The sequence below is a fragment of the Ochrobactrum sp. AP1BH01-1 genome (genome assembly GCF_018066705.1).
Taxonomy (GTDB): Bacteria; Pseudomonadota; Alphaproteobacteria; order Rhizobiales; family Rhizobiaceae; genus Brucella.
This window is the reverse complement of record NZ_JAGPOU010000001.1, coordinates 273,270-286,582: the sequence shown is the minus strand read 5'-3', so window position 1 is coordinate 286,582 and position 13,313 is coordinate 273,270. Positions and strand designations below refer to the sequence as shown.

The window sequence follows — 13,313 nt, the reverse complement described above, 5'->3', positions numbered from 1 at the left end:
AAATCCGTTATCGTAATCCACATGAACGCAGGCTGAACTCAACCGTTCCCGAATTGCGAGATTTGCCGCATTCTTTCGGCCAGAAGTTCGATACCTTCCGCAATACGGTTGATTGGAATTGAGGAATAGGCGATGCGAAAATACCGGCACGGCCGGTTGTCGCTCCAGAAGAACGGCGACCCGGATTCGATAAGCACGCCGTCCTCGCGCAGATCACGCGCAAGCTTGTCGGCATCCATACCCTCCGGTCCTTCTATCCAGAATGCAGTACCGCCAAACGCCGATTTGCCCGCGATTTTCAAACCTTCCCGATCAAGAGCCTCGATCATTGCCATATGACGCCTGTGATATTCGATCCGCATCCGGTGAATGACAGCATCATAGTGACCAAGCGCCAGGAAATAGGCGGCTGTTCGCTGCAGATGTCCGGGCGGATGACGCAACATCAGCGCTCGTAGCGCCCTCGCCTCGCGAATGACGGGTGCAGGTGCCACGAGGTAGCCGAGCCGAAGTCCCGGAAATAGAGATTTGGAAAAGCTGCCCACATAGAGAACGCGACCATACTGGTCGAGCGATTTCAACGCCGGCGTCGGTGGCTGGAGAAAGCTCATCTCGAATTCGTAATCGTCCTCAACGATGACGAAATCGCGTTCCGCAGCTGCCTCCAGCAAAGCGATACGCCGCGCCCGGGGCATGGTGGCGGCTGTGGGGGATTGATGACTTGGTGTAACAAAGACCGCGTCGATCCCATCCGGTAGCAGTTCCGGCGGCAAGCCGCCTTCATCGACGTCGAGTGCCGTAACACGGGCTCCTGTCAGATGGAGTGTAGCGCTGATATCCGGATGCCCGGGGTTCTCACACGCGACATGCGAACGTCGCGTCAGAAGCAGATGGCTGATGATCCAAAGCGCGTTCTGTGCGCCAACAGTGACCAATATCTCGTCCTGCTCTGCGCGTATCCCACGGCTCGGTAGAGTCCTGGAACGGATATAGTTGACGAGTTCCACGTCGTCGGAAGCCGCGAAGTCACCAGCCATCAGAGTGAAATCCTCCCGTGCCAGCGCGCGCCGGGCGCAATCACGCCATGCGGCCAAATCGAACAAGGTCTGGTCCATCTGGCCATAGAGAAAGGGATAGCGATATTTCCGCCAATCGAGAGGCTTGCGGATGGTCTTGGCGATATTGAATCCGGGACGCAGCTTGGACGACCAGTCGACTGCGATGTCGGGTGCCAGCAGAATGTCCTTGTCGGGACGGCTTACCGGCGGCGTCGTGGCTACGTGATAGGCACTGCGCGACCGTACTTCCAGATAGCCTTGGGAAACAAGCTCCTGATAGGCCAGTGTTACGGTTAGGCGCGAGACTTTCAGATAATCGGCCAGCCCTCGCGTCGACGGCATGCGCGCACCGGGTAAAACGGCGCCGGAAAGAACGGCGGTTACGGCTGTTTCCCGGATCTGCGATTGCAACCCGCTGTTTCGGCTACCGTCTATGAAGAATATCGTCGGCGGGACTGCCTCCAAGGCCTTGCTCCGTTAGCACATCTGAAACTTCACCCAACTTTGCGTCAGTTTTTCCGCTTCGTGCTTCACTTAGCAATAGCGTTTCTTCTTTCTGTTTCTCTCCGTGGAATAATTTCAGTGGCAAAAACGAGCGGTCGCCGCGATTTCCGGGTTGTGCCGTCTCGGGCGCCTAACTGGACCTATTGACTATTCCAACTGGATATAAGGCAAATGCGATGGCACGGATATCGTTCGTAACTGGAACTAGAGATTGGCGAAAAACGCCAGCGGTCGTGACCAAGTCAGGCATGGTTCTTAAATGGAAGGGGAACTCCATGAACTATTTCAACAGCATAAAACGGGTGGTGTTATTTTCGGCCGTAGCAGCGCTTTCAACATCTGCGGCCTATGCCGAAACCACGGTCGTGGTCGGCTATCAGCAGATCGTCGGGCCATTTCTGACCGCGATCGCCGACGGAAAGTTCGATGCGGCAGCAAAGGAAGCCGGATACAAGATCGACTGGCGCCAGTTCGCATCGGGTGGCGATATTTCGACGGCACTTGCGTCCGGGAATGTGCCGATTGGCGTTATCGGTTCAACGGGCATCGCAGCCGCCGCTACACGTGGCGTCGACCTTCAACTCTTCTGGATCCTCGATAATATCGGTAAATCGGAAGCACTGGTAGCGCGCGAAGGCTCGGGTATCGAGAAGCCGGAGGACCTCAAGGGCAAGAAGATCGGCGTGCCTTTCGTCTCGACCTCGCACTTCCATCTTCTCGTCGGCATGGACGATATCTGGAAGATCAATCCGCGTGACGCGGAGATTCTCAACATGACACCGCCGCAGATCGTTGCTGCCTGGCAGCGTGGTGACATCGATGCGGCCTATGTCTGGCCCCCTGCTCTTTCTGAAATCCTCAAGTCGGGCAAGGAAATTGCCAATTCCGAAGAGATCGGCGCGAAAAGCGTCCCGACTTTCGACGGGCTAGTGGTCGACAAGAGTTTCGCCAGCGACAATCCGAAATTCATGACCGCCTTTACCACGGTGCTGAAGGATGCCTATGCCGACTACAAGGCCAATGCCACTCAATGGACGGCAGATTCCGAACAAGTCAAAGGCATGGTCAAACTGATCGGCGGCAATGCAGCCGACATACCAGGGGCGCTCGCACTACTGTCATTCCCGACAGTAGAGGAACAGGCTTCGCCCAGTTGGCTCGGTGGCGGCAAGGACAGCGGTGCGCTCAAGTCCGTTACCCAGAGTGCCAAATTCCTCGTCGATCAAAAACAGCTCGACCAGGCTCTGGATGACTATAGCGGCAACGTAAATGGTAGTTTTGCCGAAGCCGCCGCAAAGTAATTACGTGAAGTAATTCAAGCGCCTCCGCCAGCGGATGTCTTTAGAAGACAGTCGCTGAACCGAGACGGTTCCTGCAACGACGCAACCTTTGGTTTATGCCGGAACCGCTTTCTCGTTCCCGAAAGGTGACGTTATGGAAACCTTGAACGTATCGAATGTCAGTCTGACTTACCCCGGTCTTTATGTGGAAGAAGCCGTGATTGCACTGAAGGGTGTCAATCTGCGGATCGACAGCGGGGATTTCGTCGTGGCGCTGGGTGCCTCCGGCTGCGGCAAGACCACGCTTCTCAATCTGATGGCGGGGTTCATGATCCCCTCATCCGGTGAAATCACGCTGGGCGGAAGGCAGGTGCGCGGCCCCGGCGCCGACAGGGGTGTCGTGTTTCAGAAACACGCACTTCTTCCGTGGCTGAACGTCATCGACAACACCGAGTTCGGCCTCAAGCTTCAAGGTGTGCCGAAGGCGGAACGCCGCGCACGCGCCACAAAAAATCTGGCTCTGGTAGGCCTGCAGGATTTTCACAATCACAAGATCTACCAGCTTTCCGGCGGCATGCAGCAACGGGTCGGCATTGCCCGCGCCCTGACCTGTGATCCGGCAATGTTGCTCATGGATGAACCGATGGCAGCGCTCGATGCCCTCACCCGCGAGACAATCCAGGAGTTGCTCTTGCGGGTCTGGCAAGTGACCAACAAAATGTTCTTCTTCATCACTCACAGCGTCGAAGAGGCCCTGTTTCTCGGTTCGCGGTTGATCGTCATGTCGCCGCGTCCTGGACGGATCACCCATACCTACGATCTGGATTTCAACCGGCGCTTTCTGGAATGCGGTGACGCGCGCGCCGTAAAGTCCAGTCCCGATTTCATCAAGATGCGTGAGACAATTCTGGGGATTATCTATGGCGATGAACGTGCATCAGGAAACCCGGAACTGGTCCATGCTTGAGTTCGTAACTCGGGCGCGGCCAGTTAAACCCGGTAAAATCTATGGCGCCCCCGGCGACGGCAATAGCGGCTTTATAAGCCTTGTGACCGCACTGATTTTGCTGGGGCTCTGGTTTCTCGTGACAGGAATGGGATGGGTCAAGCCGCTGTTTCTTCCTTCTCCTTTCGCAGTCTATGGCAAGTTCATGGTGGCGATGACCGATGGCGTGGCAAACTCCACTCTGGCCGAACATACGCTCGCCAGCCTTGGGCGCGTATTGGGTGCCTTCGCGATTGCCTGTGTCACGGCAATTCCTATCGGCATCATGATGGGCATGAGCAGTTTCGTTCGCGGCGTTCTGGACCCGATTATCGAGTTCTACAGACCGCTGCCACCTCTCGCCTATCTGCCGCTGATCATCATCTGGCTCGGCATCGGTGAATTTCCGAAGGTGTTCCTCATCTTCCTCGCGATCTTCGCGCCGATGGCGATTGCGGCCAGAGCCGGCGTTCGCTCGGTCTCCACTGAGCAGATTCACGCCGCCTATGCGATGGGAGCATCCCGGACGCAGGTGATAACGCAGGTCATCATGAAAGCGGCAATGCCGGAAATCTTCACCGGCATGCGCATCGGCATCGGTGTAGGCTGGACGACGCTGGTTGCCGCGGAAATGGTGGCGGCACATCGCGGGCTTGGCTTCATGGTGCTCAATGCCGCGCAGTTTCTGGCAAGCGACACCGTCATCATGGGCATCATCGTCATAGGCGTGTTCGCTTTCGCCTTCGACCTTCTGATCCGCTATCTGGAAAAGGTCCTTATTCCATGGAAGGGCAAAATCTGACGGTGTCACGACCGCTTTAACCAGCCTGACCCAAGTCCAATTCGCAATATCAACCGCGCGGCAGTGCTGCCGCGCCACGGGGGAGTTTTGCCCGAAATGAGGGCAAATACGAGACTTACCAAGGAGCAATGGAATGTCCGCCGGACAACTCACAGAGAAGCATTTTTCCGACCTCTTCGACGCCTTCAACCGGCATGACATCGATGCGATCATGGCGTTTTTTGCTGACGATTGCGTGTTCTTCACCATCGGCGGCGATGAAGTTTACGGTACGCGCCTCGAAGGAAAGGACGCCATCGCAAAAGCTTTTTCGGGCGTATGGGCTGCCATGCCCGACGTGAGATGGGATGGGCATCGGCACTTCGTAAGCGGCGACCGCGCCGTGTCCGAATGGACTTTTCGAGGGACGGATGCCAATGGCGCACGCGTCGAGGCTGAAGGCTGCGATCTCTTCACACAGCGCGGCGGCAAGATCGTCCGCAAGCAGGCATTCCGCAAGAACCGGCCTTTGCTGAAGGCGTAAGCCCCAACATTGTCCGTCGGTGATTTGGAGGACCGACATATGGATACCCACACGCTCAACAGTTTCTCGGCCACCCAACCATTCGATCCCGCCTATGATCCGGTGGTTTCGAAAACGCCCGGGCAAGGCCGCGACTATGCGCCAACCTACTGGATCGGCACGGCTGGACCCGCGCCCGAAGATTACGGCCCCATTCGCGGTGATGTCGATGCCGATGTAGTGGTCGTTGGTTCGGGCTATACTGGGCTTTCTGCCGCGATCCACCTCGCCCGCGACCACGGCATCAAGGCGACGGTTCTGGAAGCGAACGGCGTGGCCTGGGGGTGCAGCACCCGAAATGGCGGTCAGGCGCAGATTTCCGCTGGCCGGCTCAAGCGCTCCCAATGGATCGAGCGCTGGGGCGTGGATGTGGCACGCAAGCTGCACCGGGAAATCGCCGAAGGGTTCGATCTCTTTCGCGCCCTGATCGCGGAGCCGGAAATCGATTGCGATCCACAGGATGGCGGCCATCTTTACATTGCGCATCGCGACAAGGTGCTTCCAGCGCTGGAGAAGGAATCCCGCCTGCTGAACGAGGTTTTCGGCTATGGCACCCGCATGGTGGGCCGCGAGGAAATCCACCGCGATTTCATCCGCGATCAGGAAGCCCGCGGCGCAATGTACGAACCGGACGGCATCGGCATCCATGCTGCAAAGCTCGCCTTCGGCTATCTCAGGCTTGCCCGCAAGTTGGGCGCGAAGGTGCACACGGCAAGCCCGGTACTGAGTTGCCGCAAGAACGGCAATGTCTATCATCTCAACACGCCGAACGGGACGGTCAAGGCGCGGCAGGTCTGTTTTGCAACTGCTGGTTACACGTCGCCCGGCCTGCATCCGCTGACCCGCTATCGGCTGATGCCGGTCTTGTCGAACTCGGTCGTGACACGCCCGCTGACGCCGGATGAAATCGAGGCTTGTGGTCCAAAGACCGGCATTCCGTTGACGGACACGCGCACGCTTCGCCATTACTACCGCTTTCTCCCCGATGGGCGGATGCAGATCGGCAGTCGCAGTGCCATTACCGGGGCCGATGCACCGAACCCGAAACATTACGATCTGCTGCTTTCCGGCCTCTACCGGAAGTTCCCGGCGCTCACCGGCATCGAGATCGATTATTCTTGGTGGGGATGGGTCGATGTCAGCCACGACATGATGCCCCGCATCTATCGCCCCGACCCGGCGCAGGAAATCTATTATGCCATGGGTTATGGCGGCAATGGCGTGATGTATTCGGCGCAGGCTGGACGCCGCGTCGCCCAATTGATGACAGGTCGCGGACAGGGACTGGACCTGCCTATCTTCACCTCCGAATTGCCGAGCTACGGCATGCTGACCCCATTCAGGCGCATAGGCCAGCGCGCAATGTATCGCTGGTATGCGCTGAAAGACGAAGTTCTCTGAATTCCAAGGAAAGGTACGCGCCATGAAAATGACGACGGAAGAGGCATTTGTTAAGGTTTTGCAGATGCATGGGATAGAGCATGCATTCGGCATCATTGGTTCTGCGATGATGCCGGTATCGGATCTGTTTCCAAAGGCGGGCATTACCTTCTGGGATTGCGCGCATGAGACGAATGCGGCGCTGATCTGCGACGGCTATACGCGTGTGACCGGCAAGATGGGGATGGCGATTGCTCAGAATGGCCCCGGCGTGACCGGCTTCGTCACCGCCATCAAGACGGCCTACTGGAACCACACGCCCATGCTGCTTGTCACGCCGCAGGCTGCCAACAAGACCATCGGTCAGGGCGGCTTTCAGGAAGTAGACCAGATGGCGCTTTTCGAGGAAATGGTCTGCTATCAGGAAGAGGTGCGCGATGCGACCCGCATTCCCGAAGTGCTGAACCGGGTGATTGAGAAGGCATGGCGCGGCTGCGCACCGGCACAGATCAACGTTCCGCGCGATTTCTGGACGCAGGTTATTGATGTGGACCTGCCGCAGATCGTGCGGCTGGAGCGCCCAAGCGGCGGACGCGAGGCGATTGCCGAAGCCGCAAAGCTTCTGACGGAAGCAAAATTCCCGGTCATTCTTAATGGCGCCGGTGTCGTTATTGGCGGCGCAATCCCGGAATCCATCGCACTTGCCGAAAAGCTCGATGCGCCAGTCTGCTGCGGCTATCAACACAATGATGCCTTTCCAGGCACGCATCCGCTGTCCGTAGGCCCACTCGGCTATAATGGTTCGAAGGCCGCGATGGAATTGATCGCCAAGGCTGACGTTGTTCTTGCCCTCGGCACACGCCTCAATCCATTTTCGACACTGCCCGGCTATGGCATCGATTACTGGCCAAAGGAAGCCAAGATCATTCAGGTCGACATCAATCCGGACCGCATCGGGCTTACCAAGAAAATCTCGGTCGGCATTTGCGGTGATGCCAAACAGGTTGCGCAGCAAATCCTCGTCCAGTTGGGAGCCAATGCGGGCAATGCCGGACGCGACGAGCGCAAGCAACTCATCCATCAGCGCAAGTCCGCCTGGCTGCAACAGCTTTCCTCGATGGACCACGAGGATGACGATCCGGGCACGCACTGGAATGTGGAAGCGCGGGCGCGTGAAAAAGACCGCATGTCGCCGCGGCAGGCATGGAGGGCCATTCAGGCTGGCATGCCGAAAAACGCCATCATGTCCACCGACATCGGCAATAATTGCGCCATCGGCAATGCCTATCCGAGCTTCGAGCACGGACGCAAATATCTGGCGCCGGGCATGTTCGGCCCCTGTGGGTACGGCTTTCCGTCGATTGTCGGCGCAAAGATCGGCCAACCTGACACGCCAGTGGTCGGCTTTGCGGGCGATGGGGCTTTCGGCATTTCGATGAACGAGATGACTTCCATTGGCCGAAAGGGTTGGCCAGCAATCACCATGGTCATCTTCCGCAACTATCAGTGGGGCGCAGAAAAGCGCAACACGACGCTTTGGTACGACAACAATTTCGTCGGCACCGAGCTCAATCCGAATCTGAGCTATGCAAAGGTGGCGGATGGCTGCGGTCTCAAGGGCGTTACCGTCGATAGCCAGCAGGCACTCACCGAAGCCTTGCAGACGGCGATCGACGAACAGGCAAAGGGCGTGACCACCTTCATCGAAGTGGTGCTCAACCAGGAACTGGGCGAACCATTCCGCCGCGATGCAATGAAAAAGCCGGTGGTCGTGGCGGGCATCGACAAGGCCGACATGCGGCAGCAAATACCGGTTTAAACCAGTCCATCAATTCGGGCCGGGGGTAAAACTCCCGGCCACTCCAGAGAAACATATTTCAATGCTGCCGTTGGAAAAGATTTTTGAGAAAGCGCGTTCAAGACCGCGTCACATCGTGCTGGCCGAAGGCGAAGACCCGCGCATCATTGATGCGGCGCTGCGTGCCGAGCGCGAAAACATTGCCCGGATCACGCTTCTGGGTTCGCGGGATGTTATTGACGGGCAGATGGATGGATCAAACATCGAGATCATCGATCCCAAGACATCGGCCAGAAGTGCTGATTATGCACGCGCTCTTTACGAACTGCGCAAGGCCAAGGGCATGACGCCGGAACAGTCCGATTCAATGGCAAGAACGCCGCTAGGCTTTGCGGCCATGATGGTACGTGAAGGCGATGCGGACGGGACAGTTGCCGGTGCAGTTGCGACGACAGCCGATGTGGTGCGCCATGCGCTCCAGATCATCGGCAAGGCCGAAGGCGCTTCACTCGTATCGAGCTTTTTCCTGATGCTGCTGTGCCAGTCCCATCATCAGAAGAAAGGCGCTTTCATCTTTGCCGATTGCGGCCTCGTGGTAGAACCGGATTCCGCGCAGCTCGCAGACATCGCGATGCAGTCGGCGGAATCCTACCACCAGTTGACCGAAAAGGACCCTGCTGTCGCGATGTTGTCCTTCTCAACCGGCGGCAGCGCGGCGCATGAGCGCGTGTCAAAGGTCGTTCAGGCAACCCGGACGGTCCGGGAGTGGAAGCCGGATTTGTGTATCGATGGCGAACTGCAATTCGACACGGCCTTCGTGGAGGCGATCAGCCACGCCAAGTCACCGGATTCGCCGCTTAAGGGCAACGCCAACGTGTTTGTGTTTCCCAATCTCGAGGCCGCCAATATCGGCTACAAGATTGCCCAGCGGATCGGCGGCGCACAGGCCATTGGTCCCGTGCTTCAGGGGTTGGCAAAACCTGCCAACGACCTTTCCCGCGGTTGCAGCGCTGACGATGTCCTCCACATGATCGCTATAACTGTCAATCAGGCCAAGTGAAGGACACCGCGCTAATTGCAGCAGCTAGGACTTCAGGAAGCGCGCGGCTATGTCGTAGAGAAACTGCGGCAGCACGGTAAAGGCATAGGGAGCGTAGACCCGTTCCAGCCGCTGATGGTACTCACGGCCCCACGGACCGATATTCACCACTGGATACGAAAGTGCCTTCGGATTGGCGCGATCTATGAATTGAGCTGCCGGTGTGTTGGCCGCAATGACCTCACTATCCGCCGCATCCGGAATATGACCGAAGAAACTCATATCGGAAATACCGGCAAATATCTCCCGATACCGGATTGTCGTATCGAACTGGCGCTCCGCATCCACCCGCGCGGTTTCCAGCGCTTCTGCGAAACGTTGTTCCTCAACCGTTTCAGTCCCCATGCGAACATGCGGATAGACGAGACTTCCGAAGCCAATGATGACTGTTGGGCCTGTAATGCGTGCCTCGGCAACCATACGATCCACAAGTTCCCGCGTAATGAGAAGCGGGTTGTCGCTGCTTAAAAGTTCAGCTTCCAGCGCTGCAATCCGTTCCAGCGCCGCCCCGCCGCCAACGCGCCGAACTTCCTCGCGTAATTCCGCCGTAGTGAGAATTCGGCCCTTGTGATTGGTGTCGCTGGCACTGCCAACGAGCCTTGCGAAGCGCTCTGCCTCGACATTGAAATGTGTGATTGCGCGGTCCAAGGCGTCATCGACAATCGTCTCGAAGCGCTGGAACAGAGCGTCAGGCGAGACGGAATGGGTCAGCCAGTTGAACGCGATCCATGTCCGTTCCGGCGTGGTCACTTCATAGCCGCCACGGAAATCTCGTGCTTCAAGACAAATAGGCGGTGGCGAAACCTCGCCGTCAGCCGTATCGCAAAGGGCGGCATTGGCTTCGACTGCCCGCATGATTTCCGACGCAATGAGGTGCGCACTGACACCTTCGAACGGATAGCTCGCATGCGACGGTTGCCCAACGACGAAAGCAAAGGGAAGCTGTTTGCCGATCGTGCCACGATAGATGGCGCGGCCTTCGGCACCATCCCCCTGATCGCTCGTCGCGTCCAGATTGATACCGGCAACGATATCGAGGCCCCAACGTTCAACAAGTTCCGGCAAGGCATCGCGCAGGCTGCGCATCCCTCGCGAACCACGCTCTTCGTCAGGGGTAGCGAACAGGATCAGATTGCCTTCCCGGTCCGGCTGCTGCGAGAAACGTTCCAATACTGCAATGCCTGCGGCGACCCCGCTTTTCATGTCGAGCATGCCGCGTCCGGGAACGTAATTTCCGCTCTGGAAATCGGCGAGAGCCTTTTCCTCGTTCGGCGCAAGCGGACGGCTCGTAAGGTCTGCAAGAAGCGCTTCAAGCAAAGCATCGGGTTCAAATGCCAGATGCTTCAGATCCCGATAATTGCCGGTTTCCACCACATCGAAATGGCCGGCCAGCGCCAAGGTTCGCCGCCCTGTACCGCGAACGACCGCGATGACATTCTTGGTTATCGGCGAACCATGGCTGTCGATGACAGCAATATCGTCAGGATTTTCCTGGAAATAGGGAATCTCGCGCAAAAGCTCGGCAAGCTTGGGTCCGAACGATGCCTCGTCAGGTGTTCCTGTCTCGCTTGGCCATCTTACCATGCGATAGGAGAGTTCTCGCACCCGTTCGGTCGGGTTCCATTCATTTGGATTTGCCACGGTCTTTCCTCGCTCAATAGTTCCCCATCCCCGTTCCTGCTCAGGCACGGGCGGGTATCATAATCCGGTTTTTAAAAGTCGACTTACTGGTTGAGGTGTTTTCTCAGGAACGCTCTCGTTCTCTCATTTTCCGGATTGGTGAAGATTAAATCCGGCTTGCCTTCCTCGACCACAACGCCCTTATCCATGAAGAGCACCTTGTCGGAAACTTCAGCCGCGAAGCGCATTTCATGGGTCACGATCAGCATGGTCATATGCTCCTGCGCGAGCTGCTTCATTACCTGATTGACTTCCTCGACCAGTTCCGGGTCAAGCGCGGATGTCGCTTCGTCGAACAGCATGACTTTCGGCTGCATCGCGAGTGCGCGGGCGATAGCCACACGCTGCTTCTGCCCGCCCGAGAGACGCGATGGATACATCGCAGCCTTGTCGGCGAGACCGACTTTCTTCAAAAGCGAAACGGCCAGTTCCTGGGCTTCCTGCTTGCTCTTGCCCTTCAACTTGATGGGCCCGAGCGTGATGTTCTCCATCACGTTGAGGTGCGGAAACAGATTAAAGTGCTGGAAAACCATGCCCATCTGCTGGCGCACGGCATTGATATGGCGCTCGAATGCTCGTCCATTCAAAGGCTGGTTTACCTGTACGCCGTCCAACAGTATCTGGCCCGAATTGACTGTTTCCAGATGGTTGATGGAGCGCAGCAGCGTGCTTTTACCGGAACCAGACGGGCCGATAATGGCAATGATCTGGCCGCGTTCGACCGACAGGTTTATGCCTTTGAGAACCTCGAGTGCGCCATAAGCCTTGTGGACGTCGCGCACTTCCACCATGGGTTTGCTGTTGCTCATCGGTAAGCCTCGACTTTCTTTTCCATCCAGTGCAATCCGGCTTCCAGGATGAGATTGAGTACGTAGAAGATCACTGCGGCAGTGATGTAGAATTCAAACGGGCTGTAGGTTTCGCTGATCGCCTGTTGCGATGCATGAACCAGCTCGGTGATGCCGATTACCGACACAAGCGCTGTGTCTTTCAGAAGAGCGATCAGATTGTTACCCACCTGCGGCAGCGCGTTGCGAACTGCCTGCGGTACGATGATGTAGCGCAGTGTCTGGCCACTGCCGAAACCCAGCGAGCGAGCGCCTTCGTTCTGCCCCGGATCGACGGTCAGGATCGCAGTGCGGAACAGATCGGAATTATAAACCGCGAAATGCAGACCAAGGCCGATGATGCCCGTCCACACGGCGGGAATGTTGATGCCGACCTGTGAAAGGCCGTAATAGAGCAGGAACAGCTGCAAAAGCAGCGGAGTGCCCATGAACAGCCAGATGAAAAAGCGAACAGGATAGCGCACCAGCCAATTGCCATAGAGCACGAGCAGGGCAAAAGCGATGCCGCCGAAGAAACTGACGATGGATGAAGATACAGCGATAATGAGCGTCCACCAGACGCCGGTCATCAGGAGTTCGGTATAAGGCGGGACGATGGAGAAATCGAGTTGCATGGTGTCACCGCCTATTTGAGTGCGTAGCGGGCTTCGAGGAAATCGACGAAGCGTGCAACGATATAAATGAGGACCATGTAGATGGCCGCAGCGATGCCGAAGATTTCAAACGGTCGGTAGGTTGAGCCGATGAAGCGCTGGGCTGTATAGGTCAGTTCGACCACCGAAATCGCTGAGACCAGAGCGGACCCCTTGATCAACATCACTGTGTTGACCCCGAGCGAACGGATCATCAGGCGGGCTGCCTGCGGCAGAACTACAAAGCGCATCGACTGTCCACTGCTGAAGCCGATGGAGCGTGCGGCCTCGTTCTGGCCAGCATCCACCGTTAGAATGGCGCCTCGCATGGCTTCGGCGTAATATGCGCCGATATTGAGCCCGAGACCGATTGCTCCGGCTGCGAAAGGCTCGAGATTGATACCGATCTGCGGTCCGCCGAAATAGAGTACGAAAAGCTGCAAAAGACATGGAGTGCCGCGAAACACGCTGACATAAGCCGTTCCGATAAACCGCAATGGCCAAAAGCGCGACAGTTTCGCGGCTGTGGCAAGCGCGCCAACGCTCAATCCTATGAGAATGGCCAGCGCCGATATTTCGACGGTGACCAGGGCGGCCTCCAGAAAATATGGAAAGACCTCCGCCATCAAAGAGAAATTCATTATCTCCCCTTTCCTGTCTGGAAAACCAAGCCGGAAAGATATGT

The 13,313-nt window shown here is 57.2% G+C and carries 12 protein-coding genes; 7 read left to right on the top strand and 5 right to left on the bottom strand.

The features are described 5' to 3' along the window. Positions 1-38 precede the first annotated feature (38 nt). Positions 39-1,523, bottom strand: a complete 1,485-nt coding sequence (gene pdxR, locus J9800_RS01275; RefSeq protein WP_114215007.1) for a MocR-like pyridoxine biosynthesis transcription factor PdxR — start codon at positions 1,521-1,523, stop codon at positions 39-41. Positions 1,524-1,837: 314 nt separating this feature from the next. Here pdxR and tauA point away from each other — a divergent pair, with 314 nt between their 5' ends. The 7 genes from tauA to pta all read left to right on the top strand — a co-directional run bounded on the left by tauA (position 1,838) and on the right by pta (position 9,429). After that, positions 1,838-2,863 (top strand): taurine ABC transporter substrate-binding protein, encoded by a 1,026-nt coding sequence (gene tauA / locus J9800_RS01270; RefSeq protein ID WP_114215008.1) that lies wholly within the window; start codon positions 1,838-1,840, stop codon positions 2,861-2,863. Between the two features lie 133 nt (positions 2,864-2,996). Next, complete coding sequence (locus J9800_RS01265; RefSeq protein WP_025091973.1) at positions 2,997-3,809, top strand: taurine ABC transporter ATP-binding protein; 813 nt, start codon at positions 2,997-2,999, stop codon at positions 3,807-3,809. Next, a complete protein-coding gene (locus J9800_RS01260; protein ID WP_006471746.1) occupies positions 3,802-4,629 on the top strand; it encodes an ABC transporter permease subunit in 828 nt (275 codons plus the stop codon). Before J9800_RS01265 ends, J9800_RS01260 begins: the two co-directional genes overlap by 8 nt. A gap of 133 nt (positions 4,630-4,762) precedes the next feature. After that, a complete protein-coding gene (locus J9800_RS01255) occupies positions 4,763-5,152 on the top strand; it encodes a nuclear transport factor 2 family protein (RefSeq protein WP_112589061.1) in 390 nt (129 codons plus the stop codon). Positions 5,153-5,191: 39 nt separating this feature from the next. After that, complete coding sequence (locus J9800_RS01250; protein WP_114215009.1) at positions 5,192-6,592, top strand: NAD(P)/FAD-dependent oxidoreductase; 1,401 nt, start codon at positions 5,192-5,194, stop codon at positions 6,590-6,592. 22 nt (positions 6,593-6,614) lie between these two features. Further along, positions 6,615-8,390 carry a sulfoacetaldehyde acetyltransferase gene (gene xsc / locus J9800_RS01245; RefSeq protein ID WP_114215010.1) on the top strand — a complete coding sequence of 592 codons (1,776 nt, stop codon included), beginning with the start codon at positions 6,615-6,617 and terminating at the stop codon, positions 8,388-8,390. A gap of 61 nt (positions 8,391-8,451) precedes the next feature. After that, entirely contained in the window at positions 8,452-9,429 is a 978-nt protein-coding gene (gene pta, locus J9800_RS01240; protein ID WP_114215011.1) for a phosphate acetyltransferase, read from the top strand. 24 nt (positions 9,430-9,453) lie between these two features. On the opposite strand, the gene J9800_RS01235 is transcribed toward pta, so the two are convergent. From J9800_RS01235 to J9800_RS01220, 4 genes are all read right to left on the bottom strand, one after another. After that, positions 9,454-11,052, bottom strand: a complete 1,599-nt coding sequence (locus tag J9800_RS01235) for a M20/M25/M40 family metallo-hydrolase (protein ID WP_114215075.1) — start codon at positions 11,050-11,052, stop codon at positions 9,454-9,456. A gap of 140 nt (positions 11,053-11,192) precedes the next feature. Next, positions 11,193-11,957, bottom strand: a complete 765-nt coding sequence (locus J9800_RS01230; protein WP_114215012.1) for an amino acid ABC transporter ATP-binding protein — start codon at positions 11,955-11,957, stop codon at positions 11,193-11,195. Beyond that, positions 11,954-12,610 (bottom strand): amino acid ABC transporter permease, encoded by a 657-nt coding sequence (locus J9800_RS01225; RefSeq protein WP_112589050.1) that lies wholly within the window; start codon positions 12,608-12,610, stop codon positions 11,954-11,956. The genes J9800_RS01230 and J9800_RS01225 overlap by 4 nt, the downstream gene beginning before the upstream one ends. Before the next feature lie 11 nt (positions 12,611-12,621). Further along, positions 12,622-13,269: an amino acid ABC transporter permease gene (locus J9800_RS01220; RefSeq protein WP_114215013.1), complete on the bottom strand. Its 648-nt coding sequence runs from the start codon at positions 13,267-13,269 to the stop codon at positions 12,622-12,624. Positions 13,270-13,313 lie beyond the last annotated feature (44 nt).